The 18,976-nt window shown below is 63.6% G+C and carries 24 protein-coding genes and 1 pseudogene; 18 read left to right on the forward strand and 7 right to left on the reverse strand.

The annotated features are described in order from the left end of the window. A pseudogene (locus tag RT551_RS00950) lies at nt 1-206 on the reverse strand (uroporphyrinogen-III synthase); the annotation flags it as partial. A gap of 43 nt (nt 207-249) precedes the next feature. Between RT551_RS00950 and RT551_RS00955 the strand changes: the two are divergent. The 7 genes from RT551_RS00955 to RT551_RS00985 all read left to right on the forward strand — a co-directional run bounded on the left by RT551_RS00955 (nt 250) and on the right by RT551_RS00985 (nt 4,166). Then, nucleotides 250-720: a YiiD C-terminal domain-containing protein gene (locus tag RT551_RS00955; protein ID WP_313455044.1), complete on the forward strand. Its 471-nt coding sequence runs from the start codon at nt 250-252 to the stop codon at nt 718-720. Nucleotides 721-750: 30 nt separating this feature from the next. Then, nucleotides 751-1,188, forward strand: coding sequence for a hypothetical protein (locus RT551_RS00960; RefSeq protein WP_313455045.1), 438 nt, complete (start codon nt 751-753; stop codon nt 1,186-1,188). Between the two features lie 80 nt (nt 1,189-1,268). Continuing rightward, nucleotides 1,269-1,706, forward strand: a complete 438-nt coding sequence (locus RT551_RS00965) for a rhodanese-like domain-containing protein (protein ID WP_313455047.1) — start codon at nt 1,269-1,271, stop codon at nt 1,704-1,706. A 116-nt stretch (nt 1,707-1,822) separates the two neighbouring features. Beyond that, nucleotides 1,823-2,338 carry a protein-export chaperone SecB gene (gene secB, locus RT551_RS00970; RefSeq protein ID WP_311193316.1) on the forward strand — a complete coding sequence of 172 codons (516 nt, stop codon included), beginning with the start codon at nt 1,823-1,825 and terminating at the stop codon, nt 2,336-2,338. An 11-nt stretch (nt 2,339-2,349) separates the two neighbouring features. Continuing rightward, entirely contained in the window at nt 2,350-3,375 is a 1,026-nt protein-coding gene (locus RT551_RS00975) for an NAD(P)H-dependent glycerol-3-phosphate dehydrogenase (RefSeq protein ID WP_125361656.1), read from the forward strand. A gap of 204 nt (nt 3,376-3,579) precedes the next feature. Further along, nucleotides 3,580-3,864, forward strand: a complete 285-nt coding sequence (locus RT551_RS00980) for a type II toxin-antitoxin system ParD family antitoxin (protein WP_313455268.1) — start codon at nt 3,580-3,582, stop codon at nt 3,862-3,864. Beyond that, nucleotides 3,861-4,166, forward strand: coding sequence for a type II toxin-antitoxin system RelE/ParE family toxin (locus RT551_RS00985; RefSeq protein WP_313455050.1), 306 nt, complete (start codon nt 3,861-3,863; stop codon nt 4,164-4,166). Before RT551_RS00980 ends, RT551_RS00985 begins: the two co-directional genes overlap by 4 nt. Before the next feature lie 216 nt (nt 4,167-4,382). On the opposite strand, the gene RT551_RS00990 is transcribed toward RT551_RS00985, so the two are convergent. Beyond that, on the reverse strand, nt 4,383-4,955 hold the full coding sequence (locus RT551_RS00990; protein ID WP_313455052.1) for an Ax21 family protein: 573 nt from the start codon (nt 4,953-4,955) through the stop codon (nt 4,383-4,385). Nucleotides 4,956-5,241: 286 nt separating this feature from the next. Here RT551_RS00990 and RT551_RS00995 point away from each other — a divergent pair, with 286 nt between their 5' ends. Further along, nucleotides 5,242-5,487 (forward strand): hypothetical protein, encoded by a 246-nt coding sequence (locus RT551_RS00995; protein ID WP_313455053.1) that lies wholly within the window; start codon nt 5,242-5,244, stop codon nt 5,485-5,487. 136 nt (nt 5,488-5,623) lie between these two features. Then, entirely contained in the window at nt 5,624-6,049 is a 426-nt protein-coding gene (locus RT551_RS01000; RefSeq protein ID WP_313455055.1) for a hypothetical protein, read from the forward strand. A 76-nt stretch (nt 6,050-6,125) separates the two neighbouring features. Here RT551_RS01000 and RT551_RS01005 read toward each other — a convergent pair whose 3' ends face one another. Beyond that, the gene (locus RT551_RS01005) at nt 6,126-9,464 is read right to left on the reverse strand and encodes a two-component regulator propeller domain-containing protein (RefSeq protein WP_313455057.1); all 3,339 of its coding nucleotides are present in this window, start codon (nt 9,462-9,464) and stop codon (nt 6,126-6,128) included. On the opposite strand from RT551_RS01005, the gene RT551_RS01010 reads away from it, so the two are divergent. Beyond that, complete coding sequence (locus tag RT551_RS01010) at nt 9,453-9,734, forward strand: hypothetical protein (RefSeq protein ID WP_313455059.1); 282 nt, start codon at nt 9,453-9,455, stop codon at nt 9,732-9,734. The genes RT551_RS01005 and RT551_RS01010 overlap by 12 nt on opposite strands. A gap of 56 nt (nt 9,735-9,790) precedes the next feature. On the opposite strand, the gene RT551_RS01015 is transcribed toward RT551_RS01010, so the two are convergent. Both RT551_RS01015 and RT551_RS01020 read right to left on the reverse strand, forming a co-directional pair. Then, nucleotides 9,791-10,006: a hypothetical protein gene (locus RT551_RS01015; protein WP_313455061.1), complete on the reverse strand. Its 216-nt coding sequence runs from the start codon at nt 10,004-10,006 to the stop codon at nt 9,791-9,793. Nucleotides 10,007-10,124: 118 nt separating this feature from the next. Beyond that, complete coding sequence (locus tag RT551_RS01020; RefSeq protein WP_313455063.1) at nt 10,125-11,255, reverse strand: alkene reductase; 1,131 nt, start codon at nt 11,253-11,255, stop codon at nt 10,125-10,127. Nucleotides 11,256-11,398: 143 nt separating this feature from the next. Between RT551_RS01020 and RT551_RS01025 the strand changes: the two genes are divergently transcribed. The 4 genes from RT551_RS01025 (at nt 11,399) to RT551_RS01040 (ending at nt 14,324) form a co-directional block, all read left to right on the forward strand. Continuing rightward, complete coding sequence (locus RT551_RS01025; protein ID WP_313455065.1) at nt 11,399-12,325, forward strand: LysR family transcriptional regulator; 927 nt, start codon at nt 11,399-11,401, stop codon at nt 12,323-12,325. A gap of 152 nt (nt 12,326-12,477) precedes the next feature. Continuing rightward, entirely contained in the window at nt 12,478-13,014 is a 537-nt protein-coding gene (locus RT551_RS01030; protein WP_313455067.1) for a hypothetical protein, read from the forward strand. A gap of 11 nt (nt 13,015-13,025) precedes the next feature. Further along, nucleotides 13,026-14,081: an alpha/beta hydrolase gene (locus tag RT551_RS01035; protein WP_313455068.1), complete on the forward strand. Its 1,056-nt coding sequence runs from the start codon at nt 13,026-13,028 to the stop codon at nt 14,079-14,081. 9 nt (nt 14,082-14,090) lie between these two features. Continuing rightward, nucleotides 14,091-14,324, forward strand: a complete 234-nt coding sequence (locus RT551_RS01040; protein WP_313455070.1) for a hypothetical protein — start codon at nt 14,091-14,093, stop codon at nt 14,322-14,324. Here the strand turns inward: RT551_RS01040 and RT551_RS01045 are convergent. Then, nucleotides 14,299-15,180 carry a LytTR family DNA-binding domain-containing protein gene (locus tag RT551_RS01045; RefSeq protein WP_313455071.1) on the reverse strand — a complete coding sequence of 294 codons (882 nt, stop codon included), beginning with the start codon at nt 15,178-15,180 and terminating at the stop codon, nt 14,299-14,301. The genes RT551_RS01040 and RT551_RS01045 overlap by 26 nt on opposite strands. Nucleotides 15,181-15,351: 171 nt before the next feature. On the opposite strand from RT551_RS01045, the gene RT551_RS01050 reads away from it, so the two are divergent. Next, on the forward strand, nt 15,352-16,557 hold the full coding sequence (locus tag RT551_RS01050; protein ID WP_313455073.1) for an acyltransferase family protein: 1,206 nt from the start codon (nt 15,352-15,354) through the stop codon (nt 16,555-16,557). On the opposite strand, the gene RT551_RS01055 is transcribed toward RT551_RS01050, so the two are convergent. After that, complete coding sequence (locus tag RT551_RS01055; RefSeq protein ID WP_313455074.1) at nt 16,554-17,087, reverse strand: cysteine hydrolase family protein; 534 nt, start codon at nt 17,085-17,087, stop codon at nt 16,554-16,556. The genes RT551_RS01050 and RT551_RS01055 overlap by 4 nt on opposite strands. 231 nt (nt 17,088-17,318) lie before the next feature. Between RT551_RS01055 and RT551_RS01060 the strand changes: the two genes are divergently transcribed. The 3 genes from RT551_RS01060 to RT551_RS01070 all read left to right on the forward strand — a co-directional run bounded on the left by RT551_RS01060 (nt 17,319) and on the right by RT551_RS01070 (nt 18,962). Beyond that, a complete protein-coding gene (locus RT551_RS01060) occupies nt 17,319-17,642 on the forward strand; it encodes a helix-turn-helix transcriptional regulator (RefSeq protein ID WP_313455076.1) in 324 nt (107 codons plus the stop codon). Nucleotides 17,643-18,420: 778 nt separating this feature from the next. Continuing rightward, the gene (locus tag RT551_RS01065) at nt 18,421-18,768 is read left to right on the forward strand and encodes a hypothetical protein (protein WP_313455078.1); all 348 of its coding nucleotides are present in this window, start codon (nt 18,421-18,423) and stop codon (nt 18,766-18,768) included. Beyond that, nucleotides 18,765-18,962, forward strand: a complete 198-nt coding sequence (locus tag RT551_RS01070; RefSeq protein WP_313455080.1) for a hypothetical protein — start codon at nt 18,765-18,767, stop codon at nt 18,960-18,962. Before RT551_RS01065 ends, RT551_RS01070 begins: the two co-directional genes overlap by 4 nt. Nucleotides 18,963-18,976: the final 14 nt, after the last annotated feature.

Here is an 18,976-nt window from a genome sequence, read left to right on the forward strand (position 1 = left end):
GGGCTGGTGAACACCACCCGGTCGGCCTGCAGACCCTGGGTCAACGCGCTGCGGGTGGCGGCGTCCGTGCGCGCCAGCAGGGCCCAGGGCGACAGTGCCAGCAGCTGGCCGCCCAGCGCCCGCGCGGCCCGTCGCATCGCCGCATGCTGCCCACGGGGGCGCAGTGACACCAGGGTCCATTCCGGCACATGTGCGTGACTGTTCATTCCGGGCATTATGCGAGTCCTTCGCTGCAACGTCGCCGTACCGATGTCCGAACCGCTTTCCCTGCCCGACCATCTGGGCGCGCTCCAGCAGGTGCTGGACCGCATGCCGCCGGTGGCGGCCATGCAGATCCGCTTGGCTGGCTACCAGGACCAGCAGCTGGCGTTGACCGCCCCGCTGGCCGCCAACGTCAACGACAAGGGCAATGCCTTCGGCGGCAGCCTGGCCTCGGCGCTGACCCTCGCTGGCTGGGCCCTGGTCACCCTGCGCCTTCGCCTGGCCGGCTTCGACGCCGACGTTTATGTGGCCGACAGCCACGTGCGCTACCTGGCCCCGGTCTATGGCGACCTGTCGGCCCAGGCCCAGGCGGTCGACGAGGCCGACTGGGACACGTTTCTGGCCACCTTTGCCCAGCGCGGCAAGGCCCGCATCGAGGTGCTGGCCCGCCAGCCTGGCGAAGCCGGCAAGCCTGCCGCTGAACTGAGCGGCCGCTACGTGGCCTTCGCAAGAAGGTAGGATGGGCACCTTGCCTATTGGGGAATTCGCATGCGTCGTACCTTCCAGATCCTGTTGCTGGCCCTGTTCGCGCTGACCAGCGTGTCGGCCTTCGCCGACGACGGCCAGAAAGTCACCAAGAAGATGCGCAAGCAGCTGGAAGAAACCCAGGTGAAGTACGACTCCACCCTGCGCTGGGGCAATCTGGATGATCTGATTCCCTACCTGGACCCGGAATACGCCGAACAGCACCCGATCACCGACCTGGAGCGCAGCCGCTTCGAACAGGTGAAGATTGCCGGCTACCGCGGCAGCGACAACATGCCCATGCCGGGTGGCCGCGTTGGCCGCAGTGCCGAGGTCCGGGTGATCAACAACAACACCCAGGCCGAACGCGTGGTCCGGGTGAACGAGATCTGGCGCTGGGACGCCGAAGCCAAGCGCTGGCTGCAGGCCAACGGCCTGCCCGACCTCTGGCAGAGCCGCTGATACCCCCTCAAACCCCCGCTGGACGCCGATTCGCCCGCATGTGCGACAATCGGCCCCCGCTTAATTGACCCGTGATCTGAGTGAATTACGAAGAGTTGCTGGCCTTTGCCGGCCGAAACCCGATGCTGTCGGCGGCTTTTGTCGGCCTGACCGTGGCCATCATCGTCACCGAAATCCGCCGCATGACCCGTGGCTACCGCGGGCTGAAGCCGGCTGAGCTGACCCAGCTGATCAATGCTGGTGGCACCGTGGTGGTCGATCTGTCGTCCTCGTCGGACTTCGAAAAGGGCCACATTGCCGGCAGCCGCAACGTGCAGCCCAGCCAGTTCGGCCCGGAGCACAAGCTGGTGGTCAACGCCAAGCAGAGCCCGGTGGTGCTGGTGTGCCGCAGCGGCACGGCGTCGGAAACGGCGGCCAAGGCCCTGAAAAAGGCCGGTTTCGAAAACGTGAGCGTGCTCGAGGGCGGCATTCCGTCCTGGCAGCAGGCCGAGCTGCCGCTGGTCAAGGGCCGCAACTGATTTTCCCCGATTCGCATCGCGCACCTTGTGCGCGGTGCCACACGCCCGCATAGCAGGGCATGTAACAATCGGTTTCTACTGTATTCATTACTGCATTCATTCTGGAGCATCAGGAAATGTCCGAAGAGAACACCAACGGCGCCATTGCGCCGGCCGACGCCGCCACCGGTCCCGCCTTCACCGTTGAGAAGATCTACGTCAAGGACGTTTCCTTCGAATCGCCGAATGCCCCGGGCGTCTTCAATGAAGCCGTGCAGCCGGAACTGCAGCTGAACCTGAACCAGCGCGTGCAGCGCCTGGGCGAAACCGCCTTCGAAGTGGTCCTGGCTGTCACCCTGACCTGCAAGGCCGGCGACAAGACCGCCTATGTGGCCGAAGTGCAGCAGGCCGGCGTATTCGGTCTGATCGGTCTGGAACCGCAGGCCATCGACGTGCTGCTTGGCACCCAGTGCCCGAACATCCTGTTCCCGTACGTGCGTTCGCTGGTGAGCGAGCTGATCCAGGCCGGCGGCTTCCCGCCGTTCTTCCTGCAGCCGATCAACTTCGAAGGCCTGTACGCCGAAACCCTGCGTCAGCGTCAGGAAGAGGGCGGCACCTCGCTGGCCGATTCCGAGCCGGCCGGTAACGCCTGATCGGCGTTTCGATGACTCAGAACGCAGACAAAGTCGCCGTTCTTGGTGCGGGCTCCTGGGGCACCGCCCTGGCGAGCCTGCTGGCTCGCCACGGCTGCAACACCGTGCTGTGGGGCCGCGATGCGGCCATGGTCGAGGCCATCGACCAGCGCCACGAGAACACTCGTTATCTGCCGGGCATTCCGCTGCCGGAATCGCTGCGCGCCACCACCGACCTCGCGTCGGCGGTCAAGGACGCCACCTGGATTTTGGTCGTGGTGCCTTCGCACGCCTTCGGTGAAACCGTGCGCGCGCTGGCTCCGCTGCGGCCCGCCGGTGCCGGCGTGGCCTGGGCCACCAAGGGCTTCGAACCCGGTTCCGGTCGCTTCCTGCACGAGGTCGCGCGCGAAGTGCTGGGCCCGGACGTGCCGCTGGCCGTGGTCACCGGTCCGTCGTTTGCCAAGGAAGTCACCCAGGGCCTGCCCACCGCGATCACCGTGCACGGTGACGATGTGGAGTTCGCCCAGCAGGTGGCTGAAGCCATGCATGGCCCCGCCTTCCGCGCCTACACCGGTGACGACATGGTCGGTGCCGAGCTGGGCGGTGCGATGAAGAACGTGCTGGCCGTGGCCACCGGCGTGGCCGACGGCATGCAGTTGGGCCTGAATGCCCGTGCTGGCCTGATCACGCGTGGTTTGAATGAAATGCTGCGGCTGGCCGCTGCCATTGGTGCCAAGCCGGAAACCCTGATGGGTCTGGCTGGCCTGGGCGACCTGGTGCTCACCTGCACCGGCGACCTCTCGCGTAACCGCCGCCTGGGCCTGGCACTGGGCCGTGGCCAGACGCTGCAGGACGCCATCCGCGAAATCGGCCAGGTGGTGGAATCGGTGCAGACCGCCGATGAAGTCATGCGCCAGGCCCGTCGCCACGGCATCGACCTGCCGATCTCCGACGGGGTACGCGCCGTGCTGCACGGTGAGCAGACCCCGGCGGAAGGATTGCAGGCATTGCTGGCCCGCGAACAGAAGCCGGAATATCCGGACACGCTGTTCAAATGATCCAGACAAAAACCCCGGTGCAAACCGGGGTTTTCGTTTGTACTGGTGATGCGCTCGAATCAATCTGCAACATCTTGTAAGGCGCGCGCTCGCATCGGCACGCAAACTGCGGGAATGCACATTCCTGAACTGATCGAGTTGCCAGCTTTGAGAGCGACCGTTGAGAGAGTAGGATTTAATCCTACTCCGGTTAAGGTCGGTCCCATGCGATCCACTCAACAGTTCAGCATTACTTTGCCGAATGAAATGGCTGATGCGGTCAGAGCCAAGGTCGCGACGGGCGAGTACGCCACGGAAAGCGAAGTCATACGTGATGGACTGCGAGCGCTTCTCGCAAGAGACCGAGCCATGGAAGCATGGCTGCGTGATCAGGTGGTGCCAGCTGCCCAGGCGTTGGCAACCGATCCAAGTTCGGCGGTGCCCCTTGAGGACGCACGGAATCGGGTCGCTTCAAAGCGGCGTGCGCGATCCAGATCTGACCACGAATGACATTCCGCATCCAGTTCGCCCCGCGGGCATTGGATCAACTGGATGCGTTGGAAGACTACATCGCTTCAGCCGGCTCGCCATTGGCTGCCGGTCAATACATTGATGCTTTGTTCGAGTTCTTCGAAAGCCTTGCTCTGTTCCCGATGCGGGGCAATCAGCGTGGTGACCTGTTCCCAGGTCTACGCCTGACGAACTTCAGACATCGAACGATCATCGCCTTCGTAGTGAACGCCGATCAGCGCGTCCTCTCCATTATCGGCGTGTTCCATGGAGGGCAGGACTACGAAGCTGCTTTCCGGTAGTGACACGCCATGCGTGTCAACGCGATCTCACATCGTGAGCAGCCGCGTTCAAGCATTCGAGCCCGCCATCCTCGGCCCGATCGCCGACCTGAAGTAGAGCCGGGCTTGCCCGGCTGCTCTAAAAAAGAAAGCCCGGCTAGGGAGCCGGGCTTTCCATGACGCGTGGGAGAGAGGTCACACGTCACACAACAACGTACTGCATCTATATTTCAACACTTACCACGTGAAGCGCGGCCCAACGAAATACTCCTTGTCGCCGCCCTTGGCCAGCTTCACTTCACCGCTCAGGCCCCAGTTCGGGGTGAACTTGGCCTGGGCACCCACGCGGCCATAGAACTCGCCTTCCGGGTTGATGCCGTGCTTCTTGGTGTAATCCTCGTAGCCGGCCATGGCGTAGCCTTCAAAGTTCGGGGTGAACGCCGTACGCACGCCCACTTCGGTGCTGTAGCCGTTGAAGTCCAGCCCGTGCTTCGGGTCGAACTTCTGGTACGCCACGCGGGCCACCAGGTCGGTGGTCGGGGCGATGCCGTAGTTGTAGCCGGCACCGATGCGCCACTGGTCAACGTCGGCGTTGCCGCGCTTGGTTTCCTGCGCGTTGTAGTCACCAAAGATGTGGAAGTTCGGATGCACTGCCACGGAGCCCTTAACGCCCCAGCCATCCGCATCGCCACCCTTGGCGTCGGTGTTCACGTAACCGCCTTCCACGTAGTTGTACGACAGGCCATCAGCGGCAGAAGCGGCGAACGGCAGCGCGGCCATCAGGCCCAGGGCAAGCAGAGAGGTCTTCATAATCGGGAAACACCTTTTTTATTTTTGGTTTTGCCGACCACACCGCTCGGGGGAGGGGAGAGAGCGGGGGGTCGACAGGTGTTAATTATCCGTTTGATGACGCAATCGACCCTGAATATTGAACTGACCAGTACATGAATGAAGCGGGTGTTCAGGGAACTCTTGTCGCTTCTGCCTAGCGATGCTTCCCGTCCCGAGATCTAACTTGGAGATGAAGACTGCCCGCGGTGGCTTCAGCAACCCAAGACTTGCCTAAATTCGAAATCTCGTTCAAGAAACTGTGACCATGGCCGAACACGAACTACCAAGCCTTGCACCAGGTCAGTGCCCCGCGTGTGGCGCGCCCGGCGTGATGACTGTGTTCAACGGAACCTTGCCTCTGGCCAGCGGCACGCGCACCGTGGGCGTGTCGAACTTGCGTGGCGAGCAGTGCGCTATCTGCGAGGAAGTCTTCTTGGATTGCGACAGCCAGTCGCGCTTCCTGGCAGTGGCTGATGATCTGGTGCTACAGGCGGGAAACTCGATCGGTTAGGCACCCTGAACTACTGCCAGATACTTTGGAGCACTCAGTGCCCGTCAGGTGATCCATCTCATGATCAACCGCCGTCTCATGTAAAGTAAGAACGCGACGAATCCAACATGTACAGTCCCTGGCGAGTCTACCTGGAATGACGAAACTCCACTTTGAATCTCCCGATGGATCAACGCAGATCGCGTCACCAACTGCCCAACAGATTGCAGACATCATCCTGCACTCTGATGCGAGCTACTGGGAGCGCGGGGGAAATGGTCAAGCAGTGTTATCCATTGGCTCCATGCCTGTGATGTCATTCACGTGTCCGGTCAAGGACAGCTTCTTCATAGAGACGTACCTGGATGACCGGTGTGTCATCTACGACCGAAGCGGCCGACAGGAACACGTTGTCTCGGAACTAGGCGGTGACCCGTTCCGCATTCCGCTGGCATGTATGGTCACGCCGCAGGTCGCGGCACAGGTTGCCAGCCAGTTCGTGCAGACCCTGCAGTTGCCAAATTTTGTCCACTGGGTGCCAATGGGTGACGTGCCGTTCAATGTGGGATGGTACGACGAATGAAGGCTACCGACTCTGCCTAAGCAATGGTCGGCGCGAGCCAGCTTGGCGCAATGTTGAGGGTGCTGGATTGCCCCTCCTACCAGAACCGTTTCAACAACCTGCGCAGGTGCCTGCGGGTACCGCCCTTGAACCCGGCCATCTCCCAAGCGAGTGAGCCGCGGATCTGCAGAAGGATCTCCGTACCCTGACGGGACGGTGCGGAACGCACCTTCAATGTGCCGCCAACGCGCGCGGCGCGCTCGCGCATGCCCGCCACGCCCCAGTGCCCGACACCAGCGAGGGCCTCCGGCTGGAAGCCAACGCCATCGTCGCGGATCCGCAGTGCGAACGCGTGCCGCGAGTATCGGATCCGGATCTCAACCGACGTCGCCTCCGCGTGCTGGAATGCATTGAGCAGGGCCTCGCGGCCGATCATGTAGGCCTCCTCCCAGACACGCAGTTGAATCGCGCGGGGTGCGCCTTCCACCACCAGGTGCACGGCAGGCATTTCCCGTCCGGCTTCTTCCTGCACGCCCAGCAACGCCGCCCCAAGGTCGCGTGACTCACCGGAATGCCGCCGCAGTCCGCGGACGCGCTCCCGGCCTTCGGCGGCCACGCGCTCTGCGGTGTTGATCGCGGACTCCAGTTCGGCCCTGACCGGGTCGTCACCAGCCAGTTTCCGGCTCGACGCGTCCAGCCGCAGAATCAGGCCCTGGGTGCTCTGCAGCAGCGTGTCGTGCAGCTCACGCGCAATGCGCTCGCGCTCGCGATGGCGCTCATCCAGCCGGGCGCGGATGCGGGCACCCACCTGCCTCAGCCTGAGGAGGTACAACAACCAAAGCAGGCCCGCGAACACAATCACGCACAGTGCTTTGAACCACCCGGTTTCCCAGTAGTTCGGTGCGATGGAGATCACCAGGCTGTCGCCGGTTTCGTTCCACACGCCGTCGTTGTTGCTGGCCATGACGCGGAATACGTAACGGCCATGGCCCGGGGCGTTGTAGAGCGCGGAACGTTCCGATGTTTCGATCCAGCGGTCGTCGAAACCATCAAGCCGATAGCGGAACCGCACCCGTTCGGGAATGGAAAGACTCAGCGCGGTGAAGCCGATGCGCAGGTTGCGCGTGTCGGCGGCCAGTTCAACCTTGCCCTGGTCGAACGGCAGCGCAGTGCCATCTGCCTCCAGTGAGAGGATCTCTACCGGTGGCGGAATCCGATTGCGGGCGATTCTGCGAGGGTTGACCGAGACCAGTCCGCTGGTAGTGGCGAACCACAACCTGCCGTCATCGGAACGGGCTGCGGTAGGCAAGGGCCGGAACTGGGCGGCGACGCCCGGCAGTCCGTCCAGTGCATTGAACGTCTCGTAGCGCGGCCGATCCATTCCGCCAAACAGCGCAGGCACATCTGCCGCACGAACATGCAGCACGCCACGGGCCCCATTGAGCCAGAGGTCCCCGGCCGCATCGGAGACAATGCCACTGATGCCCCGGAAGTCCTCCAGGACAGCGGGCACCACGTTGCGCACCCGGCCACCTTCAATCCGCGCCAGACCGCGCTCGCCGCCCATCCACATGGCCTGGCCGTCTTCGTGCAGCGCCGTTACGTTGCCCACCCGCGGTGCTTCCCCGGACCACGGTGCCCGAAAGCGGTCGCCTTCCATCACCACCACGCCGCCACGCGCAAACCCCAGCCACAGCCGGTTGCGGGCGTCGACCTGCATCACCAGCGGCGAGTCGCCCGCCGGCAGGCCGGCGCGGTCCTGCACCTGTGTCCAGCGCCCGTGCTGATAGCGATGCAGGCCCGGCGTATTCAACGACAGCCAAAGGGCCCCGTCGCCGGTGATGGCCATCGCCTGTACGCCGGAGCGTGTAGGAACGGGCAGGTCGGTGATCCTGCGGAACTGCGTGCCCTCGGCTTTCCAGACGCCATCGGGTCCGGCCAGCCATAGGCCGCCGGAGCGGTCACGCTGGATCGCGGTGATCACGGACGACAGGGCAAGCGGCTCGCGCGTCGTGGCGGTAACCCGCTGCAGTGGTTGGTTGCGGGTTCCCACCAGCAGACGGTCGCCGTCGGCGGCGATGGCGAAGTCCTGTGAACCCTCCGGCATCGGCACCGCGGCCAGATTGGCATGGCGGAACCGATCCAGGCCGCGGCTGCTGCCCACCCATAGATTGCCCTCGCGGTCTTCCAGCAGCGGCTGCAAGTAGTCGGAGCTGAGGCCATCGGAGCGCTGGAAGCGCTCGGGGTGCTGCATCGCATCGCGATTACCAAATCGCAGCAGCCCGGCCCCCAGCGTGCTTGCCCACAGCACGCCATCGCGGTCGAACAGCAGACCCGCCGATGGTGCGTCTTCCCCCGTCCCGGAAAGCGGGCGGATACCTCCGTCTGCCTCGGCGACCCAGATCGTGCCATCCGGGGCCTGCGCAATCTGGCTGACGCGCCCGACCTTGCCGGGCACCGCAACGAAAGCGCTGGAACCTCTGCGGAGCACCACCATGCCGTTCCCGGTGGCGATCCACAGCGTCCCGTCGCGATCAGTGAACACAGTGCGGGCCTGCTGCCCGGGGTAAGCCATCGACGCGGCCGGCCGGTTCCAGCGCTGTCCGTCAAAGTAAAAAGGGCCGGTGAACGTAGCGGCCCACAGGCGACCGTCGGCGTCCTCGGCCATGCGGTAGACGGTGCTGGTGGGCAGGCCGTGCGGCACGGAGAAATGCCGCAGGTTGCCGTCTTCGATCAGGCTGATGCCGCCGTAGCGGAACCCCACCCACAACTGCCCGCTGCGGGACGTGTACAGCGTGGACACGCTGGTCGCGGGAAATGCACTGGCGTCGGGTGGGACGAAGCGGGTAAAACGATCGCCGTCGAACCGGTAAAGCCCGATCTCGGTTCCCAGCCACAGGTAGCCATCGGGCGTCTGCGCCAGCGCGGTGACCTGCCCCGGCGCACCCTCGTTGACCGTCCACGCGGTGTGGTGGAACTGGGTCACCGAACGCTGCGGATCCAGCGCAAAGGCGGGCATGGCCAGCAACAGCAGGCATACGCAGATGAGGCAAGCCAGGGCGCGCGTGGGGGACATGAAGTGGAAGCCTGCAGTCTGCACGCCGGTGCGGCCTGTGCAGGGCGCATCATATGAAACGCACAGGGCAGCGTGAAGCCCGCGCGCTAATATAATCAACTTGGACATAAACAGAACAGGGATATGCGAATCGCCGCCCAGATGAAGTCCCTCGCGCTCCTGACAGCGCTGGTCGCAGCTCCCGTTGCCAAGGCCGCGCCTGATTCGGCTGAAATGCTCTGTGGTGAGGCAATGGGAGTGTACCTGCCCAGTCCTCAGGGTACGCCTGCACCGAACATTGAACTCGCCAACTTTCAGTTCATGAGCCCGGAAGATCGCTGTGGCCACAATATGCCGCACGAAGAGCTCATGCGACTTCATGCCGCAATAAAGCCGATTGCCGCGCGTGCGTTTGCTGACAGCAAGGCCGACTTCGGCGTCATGGTTCGATACACCCTGACGCCTGATAAGCCCGCAGCCTTCGAAATGCAGGTGCGGGACGCGCCGGAGAGCGAAAGGCCGCGGCTTACCCGCTTCTATAATGAATCAGAGGCGCTGGAGGACTTTCATTCGTCCAGCGGCACTGTGTATGTGGTTCTCAACTACACGATCCACGGAACCACTACAGCGGTGCTTCCTGCCAAGCGGTAGCGAGCGACAACCCGCCACCACCATCACCAGCAGGAAGTGCCGCAAGTTGGCTCGGATCAATCGCTTTCTGCTGCAGCCAGGACGGGGGTATCCGGGGTCGGAAGCACGGGCTTGCGCTTGGCAACCACAGGTAAGCCTCCGTGGGGTAATAACCCGAGCTCGCGCCGGATTCCGGTGTTGATGGTTTCCAGGTCACGCGCCATCACGGCGTCGTGGTGGGGGTCACGCTTTCTCAGCGGTTGAGGCCGGTACCGATTGACGCCGTCTTCCATTGCCCTGCTCCCTTCATCCGTGGGGCCAGGCCGAACGGCCCGGGGTTGTGGCGGACGTTATCACAGGTTTCGGGAAGAACACGCACCGCCCGGAAGCCAGGCGGTGCGAGGTCCGATGTCACGCCTCAGCGTAAGCCGGATAATCGATATACCCTTCCGCGCCACCGCCATAGAACGACTCGCGCTTCGGCGCGGCCAGCGGCCAGCCGTTCTTCAACCGTGCCACCAGGTCCGGGTTGCTGATGAAGCTGGCACCAAACGCGGCCAGGTCGATCACGCCTGCATCGATCAATTGCTCGGCACGCTCGCGGGTCATGCCACCGGCCAGAATCAGCGCGGTCTTCGGCAGGTGCGGCTTCAGGCTGTGCAGCAGGCCTTCGAAACCACCCTCGCCGCTGCCATCTGCCGGCCGGTCGCCCATCTTGTAACCGGACTGGTCCATCAGGTGCACGTACGCCAGCTCGCGCTTGCCGATCTCGCGAACCAAGGCGGTGTAGGTGGCACCAATCTCCGGATAGAGCGGCATATCGAACAGCTGGCCATACGGCGACAGGCGGATCGCGGTGCGCTTGGCACCAATGCGCGCCACCACCGCATCAATCACCTCCAGGGTGAAGCGCAGGCGGTTCTCCAGCGTTGCAGCGGAGTAGGCGTCGCTGCGGTCATTCACCAGCGGGTTGAGGAACTGCTCGTGCAGGTAGCCGTTGGCGCCGTGGATTTCCACGCCGTCAAAGCCGGCCTCGATGGCGTTGGCGGCGGCCTGTGCGAAGGCTTCCACGATGCGCGGAATCTCGGCGGTTTCCAGCTGGCGCGGTGCCGGGGTTTCAATCAGCGCCGCTTCGCCCTGCGGGTTGTAGCCGAACGCCTGTGCGCCCACTGCCTGCCGGGAGCTGGCGCTGACCGGCTGCTGGTTGTCGAATTGGATGCTGGGGTGGGACACGCGGCCCACGTGCCACAGCTGGGCGAACATACGCCCGCCGTTGGCGCGCACCGAGTTGGTGGTGAGCCGCCAGCCGGCAATCTGCTCCGGAGCGAAAATGCCCGGATTGAACAGGTAGCCCTGGCCCTCGCGTGAGATCGGGGTGCCCTCGCTCACGATCAGACCGGCGCTGGCACGCTGGCTGTAATAGAGGGCGGTGCGCTCGTCAGCGGCGTCATGCGGGGCGCGCGCGCGGGTCAGCGGGGCCATCACCACGCGGTTTTTCAGCGGGGTGCCGGCCAGGTCAAAGGGTTCAAACAAACGGCTCATCAGGGTGTCCTGCGGTAGGGAAGGGGCGCAGGGGGCTGCGCGCTGCCCATCAAGCTAGGGGCTTGCGAAACGGGCTACAATCACGTCGCCCGGCAAATCACTATTGCTGGAATCGCAATTTGGCAACCGGTGCCCCGCCGCCCATGCAGCTCAAGGCTCTCCGCTACTTTCTGACCGTTGCCGCCACCGGCAGCTTCCTCGCCGCCGCCCGGCAATACAGTGTTCCAGCCTCGTCGGTATCGCGTTTCATTGCCGCGCTGGAGAAAGAGCTGGGCAAGCAGCTGCTTTACCGCAGCACCCGCGCGGTGCGTCTGACCGAGGCTGGCGAGCTTTTCCATCATCAGGTGCGCGATGCGCTGGAGATACTGGACCAGGCGGCCGAGCAGGTAGAGGGCAAGGATGCCGGCATCAGCGGGCTGATCCGCATCAACGCACCCGAGTCGTTGGGCCGCCGGCATATCGCCCCGATCATTGCCGACCTGCAGGAGCAGCACCCGGCGCTGGTGGTGGAACTCACCCTCACCGACCTCTACATCGACCCGGTGCAGGACGGCGTCGACATCACCATCCGCATCGGCCCGCTGGTGGATTCGGGATTGATCGGCAAAGTCATCTCACCCAACCGCCACCAGGTGGTGGCCAGTCCGGCCTACCTCGCGGCACACGGCACACCTCAAACGCCGGAGGACCTGCTGCAGCACCGCTGCCTGGTCTACAAGGGGCAGCTCGGCATGCAGCGCTGGTACGTCAATGCGGGCGACGAGCAACCGCTGAAGGTGCTCAATGTCACCGGCCCGCTACGCAGCAACAATGCGGAAGCCTTGTTGGCGGCGGCCGTGGCCGGACGTGGCATCGTGCTGTTCCCGGACTGGATGTTCGACAACGGAACGTTCGCGCGCGGCGACATGGTGAAGCTGCTGCCGCAGTGGCAGTTCTCCACCCAGCCGGATCAGGTGTACCTGCAGATGCTGTCGCCCGAGAACAAGATGCGCTCGCGCAAGGTGCAGACCGTGTCGGCGTTCATTCTGGAAGCGATCGGGTCGCCGCCTTACTGGTGTCTGGATGCCTGAGCCCATGCCATGCACCTACCCGGTGCTGCGGGAGATCTGACCCCGGGCACCGTAGGCCGCCATTGGTCACGGTGCCGCCTTTCACATTGCAGCGCGGTGCGCGCGCTGGCCATCATGGAATGGAACAACCCCCATTACCAAAGGACTTGATGATGGCCACGAAGAAACTCACCTGGTTACTGCCGTGCGCCGTGGTCCTGGCCATGCTCGCAGTACTGGCACAGCTGGGCTGGGCGCACACCCACGGCGGCATCCAGCGCCACCATCTGCTCAACGACGCGACGCTTCCCGCCATCTCCAACGCTTGGGGACTGGTGGTCCTGCCGTTGCTGGGTGCGCTGGCGGGCTGGGTCGTGACCCGGCGGGTTCAGGCCAGACCCGGTGCGTTGCCGCCGGCCGTGGCCGGCGGCCTCGGCGCGTTGCTGGCTGGCGCGGCGCTCTCGATGGCCTTCGTCACCGGTGGCGAGACGGCTGCCACGAACGTCATGCTCGGCATCCTTGCCGCCAGCGTGGTAGTGCCGGTGTACCGCGTGGAGTACCTGTTCGGCTTCGTGCTGGGCATGACCTTTGTGTTTGGACCGGTTCTGCCCGCCATCGTGGCCTGCGTGCCCATGCTCATCTCGGCGGTCAGCCGGCTGGTGGTATGGCGGGGTGCTGCGTGGGTGGTGGGGAGATTTGCGACACGCTGAGTTGAGCCAACTTGCCCGGCCCTGCCGATAACGGCATCATCCCAGAACTACTTCATGGAACGAAAACAGCCGTGCTGCCCGCTCAAGGACGTCTGGCTCGCTGGGCGCGTTTCAGCGCCATTGTGCTTCTATCCACGACGCCGTGGCTGGCCACCGCTGGCGATGCGGATCCACAGGAGCACCTGCAGATCGCACGGCTGGATGGCTCCCTTATGGACATTCACCTGCAGCGTCCTGCCACCCAGGAAAAAGTCCCGCTGCTGATCTACGTCGACGGCTCCTTGTGCATACCGTCTACCGAGGATGGAACCGCACAGTGGCTGATGCATCGTGACAGCGCGAAAAAGCCCTATGCCACGGTCATCGTCGACAAGTCCGGCACCACCATTCCGCAGAAGAGCGCCAACGGCGATATTGAGATTGGCCCGGACTTCGCCTGCAGCAGAGAGTTCAAGCAGCACTACACCATTGACCAGCGAGTCTCAGACCACCTGCGGGCGCTTCAATACCTGCGACGCCACGCGGAATGGTGGAACGGCGAACTGCTGGTCTGGGGATTCTCCGATGGAGGACGGATTGGCGCACAGCTGGCGTCGTACTACCCGCAGACCCAAGCGGTGGCCTTGGTCGGCTTTGGTGGCGGTACTCCCATGGCCACATCAATGGAAGACATGGTGTGCGCCACTTCAGCCGACACTACCGAATGCCTTCAGTCGTTGCGCAAGCAGATGGACGAGATTCGCGCGCAGCCCGTGCCAGGTCGCGATTGGATGGGCGAGGCCAACACCTACGCCGCCTGGGCCAGTCGCTTGGATGCGGTAGAAGCCAACATCCTGCGTGACCTCGCAGCTCCGCTGCTGGTGGTGCATGGCGAGCGGGATGGCTCGGTGCCGGTGGTGTCCGCACGCAAGCTGGCCGAGCGCATGCAGAACTCCGGCGTGGAATTTCGCTACCGCGAGGTCACCGGCATGCGGCACAGCCTGGGCGGCGGAAGGGAGCCCCGCGAGGTCGAAGCCTTGCATCAGGAAGTGCTGGCGTGGTTGCTTGACCAGCGCTCCTCGGATTAAGGAGCACGAATGCCATTGGACGACATCGCAGGAAGCCTGCTCGGCGGCCTGTTACGCTTCGTGATCTACGTCCTCGTAGACATCTTTTTCGAGGCCATCATCAAAGGCACCGGTCATATCGTGCTGGTGACGCTGCGGCCGAACAAGGAACCGTCCGAAACGGCGTGCGCCGTGGTGGGTTTGTTGTTCTGGGCTGCACTTCTGGTTGCAGGCGTGCTTATCCTGCGGTCGCTGCTGAACTGACCCCCAGCCCTGCACGCTCCCTCAACTCCTGCCGGTAGCGCCGGCTGCAGGGCAGGGTAGTGCCGTCGCGCAGGTGCACACGGGCATCGCCGGTATCGAGGGGTTCCAGCGAAGCGATGTGGTCCAGGGCCACCAGATAGCTGCGATGGATGCGCTGGAATCGCCTGGGATCGAGCAGGGTCTCAAAACTGACCAAGGTGCTGCGCAGCGGGTAGTCATGCCCGCGCACCCGCAGGTTCACATAGTTCCCGGCTGCCTGCGCCCACTCGATGTCGTCAGCGGCAATCAGGAAGTCGCGGCCCAGCTTGCGCACCACGAAGCGACCGGGGCGTTCCACAGGCTCCATCGGTGGACCTTCATCCGGCTCGGTCAGCAGGCTCGCCTCGCCCTGCCAGCGCCGCAGCAGGAAACGATAACCCTCAATCAAGAGGATGATCGTGGCCACGCTGCGCACGTCCTTCAGGTACTCGTAGGCCAGTTCGCGCGGCCAAGGGCCGAAGGTGTACTCCATCCCCATCACCTGGTAAGCCAGTACACGCAGCGTGACCATGCCGGCCACGTGCACCAGGCAGACGGCGAGGCTCAAGGGCACAAAGGCCAGTGCCCACCGCCGCCAGGTGTCCCAATGCAGGGGTAACCGGCGCGTGTACACCACCAGCACCGGAATCAGCAGCAGCCACATCAAGGCACTGCTGGCTTCCCAGACCACAGGCTGCCAGACCTCGGCCGCAGGGTCGGACCGGCGCAGCTCGATCAGCGTGGTGATGCTGTTGCCTACCAGATTCGCGCCGATAAGCAGCAGCCAGAAACCGGCCTCACACCAGCGCCGCCAGGGCAGGTAACGTTCGTAGGGCATCGATGCTGGGGATGTCATGGTGCCAGTGTAGGTGGCACCCGCCGTGACGACCATTTCGCTTCGTCACTTTCCGCAGTCAATTCGTCCCAGAACCCCCGCGGCCTGGCCCTCCGCGCTGTTTCCCCTGTGCAGCGCGTAGCAGGGTAGGGGCTCTTTCCATCGGAGCTGGGCATGCACCGCCGTTATGATCTGGACTGGGTCCGTGTCTGCGCCTTCGGCGTGCTGGTGCTTTACCACGTCGGCATGTACTACGTGACCTGGAGCTGGCACGTGAAAAGCCCATACGCCAGCACCACGCTGGAGCCGCTGATGATGCTGAGCTCCCCATGGCGGCTGTCGTTGCTGTTCCTGGTCTCCGGGGTAGCGACAGCGTTCCTGTTTGGTGGCCCGGCCGGGACCGAACCGGGCGCAGGCAGCAAGCGCCGTCTGCTGGCATCGCGCTCGTGGCGGTTGCTGGTGCCGTTGGCGTTTGGCATTGCCGTGGTGGTGCCGCCGCAGTCCTACTATGAAGTGGTGGAGCAGCTGCCCGGTGGCTACCACGCCGGCTACCTCGCCTTCCTGGGGCAGTACTTCACCGGTTACGACGGATTCTGCGATGCCGAAGGCTGCCTGTACGTGCCCACCTGGAATCACCTGTGGTTCGTTGCTTACCTGTGGGCTTACACCGCCGTGCTGTGGCTGATCTGGGCGCTTGCCCCACGTGCTTTGCAGAACCTGGGGCGGCTACTGGAACGACCGCTGTCCGGACTGGGCGCGCTCATCCTGCCTGCACTGCTGCTGGGCGCGCTGCGCATCGCCTTGGCCAGCCGTTTCGAGCAGACCCATGCCCTGATCGACGACTGGTACAGCCACGCCCAGTACTTCAGCGTGTTCCTGCTGGGGTTCCTGCTGGCACGCGCTGCGCCCTTCTGGGATGCACTCGCGCGGCTGCGTTGGCTGGCGCTTCTGCTCTGGCTGGCCAGCTGGGCTGGGCTGCTGGTTTACTTCCACTCGTACGCCGACGCGGATCCACCGGAAATGCTGCGCATGGCGATGCGCGCGGTGTGGGGGCTGGACCAGTGGTGTGCCATTGTGGCGGTGTTGGGCTTTGCCCGGCACTGGAGCCCTGGCGACAGCCGCGCGCTGCGCTATCTGGTGCCGGCCGTGTTTCCGGTCTACATCCTGCATCAGAGCATCATTGTGGTGGCAGCGTATAACCTGAAGCCGCTGGGGCTTACGCCGGATGTGGAAGGGCCGCTGCTGGTGTTGATGACATTTGTGCTGGCGTTTGGCTTGTATGAGGTCATCCGCCGGGTGGGGTGGTTGCGGCCGCTGTTTGGCTTGAAGCTCGGAAGGGCAACCCCGGCACGGTTGCCGGCGACCAGTGGCAATGCCTAGAACACAACCTCATCAACAGGCACGGCGGCAATCTTTACCCCGAAACTGCGGATGTTTGGCAACGTAGCGTTGTGGTGGGCAATGATCGCCGTGGCCTGCGCATGCGGTTTGTCGTGGGTGGTGTGTGCGTCGGCGACCAGCGTGATCTCATACCCCAGCGCGGCGGCGCGGCGCACCGTGGTGTCCACGCAGAACTCGGTGGCGTAGCCGCAGACCAGCAAATGGGTGACACCCAGGCCGGACAGTGTGGCGGCCAGCTCGGTGTTGTGGAAGGAATCGGGAGTGGTCTTGCGCGACAGTAGGTCAGTGTCGGCCACCACCAGTTCGGGCACCAGGGCCCACGCATCGCTGCCATGGCGGAAGTGGTCGCCTTGTGCCGCCTCGTGCTGCACGAAGATCACCGGCACATTGTGCCGGCGTGCGCTTTCGGTAAGGCGGTTGATGCGTGAGAGCACGTCGATGGAATCGGCCGGCGTGGGGACGGGACTGAACAGGCCCTGCTGAACATCAATCACCACAACAGCTTTCACTTCGGACCCCGGCGCAATGAAGAATCGGCGCTCGTATCATACCGGGCCACTGGCAGGACACATCCTGGGATTGCAACCTGCGGGTTGCATAGGCAGCCGTCAGTTGAAACCTCAGGGTTTCATCCGCACCACGAGTTACGCCGTGCAGCAAGCGTCAGCGAGGATATATCCCCGAACTTGATCCGTCATGTATGGTAGCTTACGGCCTGTAAACCATCAGGAATGACGGAAATGCGTACTTCGCCTAATGACTTGGCGTCTCCGGCAGTCCGGCGTGCCGCCGCCCATTTGGGCAAACTCATCCGTCAGGCTCGACTGGCACGTGCGATCACGCAGTCAGAGTTGGCAGTCAGAGCCAAAACCAGTCCATCTACTGTCATGCGCGTGGAGAAAGGCGGCGTCGAAAGCGGCCTGGGCACCGTGCTGCTGATGCTCGAACAGCTCGGACTTCTGCACCACATCAGCGAGTTGGCGGACCCGACCACGCAAGCGCTTCTGGAGCACAAGGGCCGCAAGCGCGCACGTACATCCGCAGCGGAAGACCTGGATTTCTGAAATGGCTCATGTGACGGCCGCGGATATCGTTGCAGTGGAGGGAGCATTCAGACGCGCGGCAGACATTGGGCTTCGAGAAGTAGAGCGAGTTGCTGGCTGACTGTGGACCGGTTGAGTTATCAGGTCTGCGGGCGCCGCTCTTGCAGCAAGCTAAAGCCACCTTCGGGTGGCTTTGTTGTTTGTGCATGGTCTGAGGTGCGGGCGACCGAGGCGCGATTCGGTCGGGTTCCATGCGCTAAAGGGTTGATCGTTGCTATCGGCAGACGTCTTGCGACCGTCTCTACCAGAGCATTGGCCCCGCGGTCCGGTCGGTGGCCGGGATGCATCGGATGAGAGCCGTTCGGGTGCCGCGTTGTAGGGACACGCCATGCGTGTCCGCGCGGTGTCAGATGCGTCGCACCATTTTCAGATCGCGAAAAAGCTCATGCGCCGGAATCCCGACATCAAGCCGTGCGGAATCCGACATTACGCATCGCAATCTGCAACAAACGCCAGAAAATCGCGAGCCATTCGCGTCATTCGTCGGTGCCGTAGAGCGTGTCGCAAAAGGTCCTAGGAAAATGCTCATTTCATTCCCGCCGCGCATCCGGCAATGTGCAGCCCGGGTGTAGAAGCCCTTAGGAACAACGAATAATGAAAGACGTCCCGAGTCGGGAGGGTGGCTAATACAACACCCTCATGCGGGGAAATACGTCACACCGGTCGTTGTTCCCCGGCTTCTAACCTCCCGACCCCCTCGCCATACCGGCGAGGGGTATAAACCGATGAGGGAAGTGAAATGCATAAGCATTGGTCAGACACGCACCACGCTGGACCCATCCGAGATGACGTAGAAGACGCCTACACCGAGCAGGAACAGGCCGCCCACCCGCCGTACGTCTGCGACGCCTGCAACGACGACAACGAACCGTTCATGATCTTCCGTGGCTACTGGATCTACGACATGAACATGCCTGCGGGAGCAGGACTGGAAGTAGTGATGCTCGACGATGGCTTCTGGGTACGGCCGGTTCGTCCCTGCGGCCCGGTGGCACGGCACATGCCCCGCATCATCCAGCGCGTGGTGCAGTACACGGAAGTGGAGACGAACCGCCAACGCAAAGGCGGCGTAGGAAGTGTGCGATGAGGCGGTCCGGCTGCCTGCGCGTGCGCATGAGCCAGGCCATGCGGCGCAGCTTCAACGTGGCCGCGCGCCGCGCCAATCGCAGCCCGGCCGAACTGGCACGCCTTTTGTTCCAGCGCTACATCGAGCTGCAACCCCGACCGCTGGAGGTGGACTTGACCATTGAAAGCAACGTCCCGCCACGCACCCGCGACTAGGCCAGGGCGGGCGA

This window comes from Stenotrophomonas sp. (genome assembly GCF_032103445.1).
In the GTDB taxonomy this organism is placed as follows: Bacteria; Pseudomonadota; Gammaproteobacteria; order Xanthomonadales; family Xanthomonadaceae; genus Stenotrophomonas.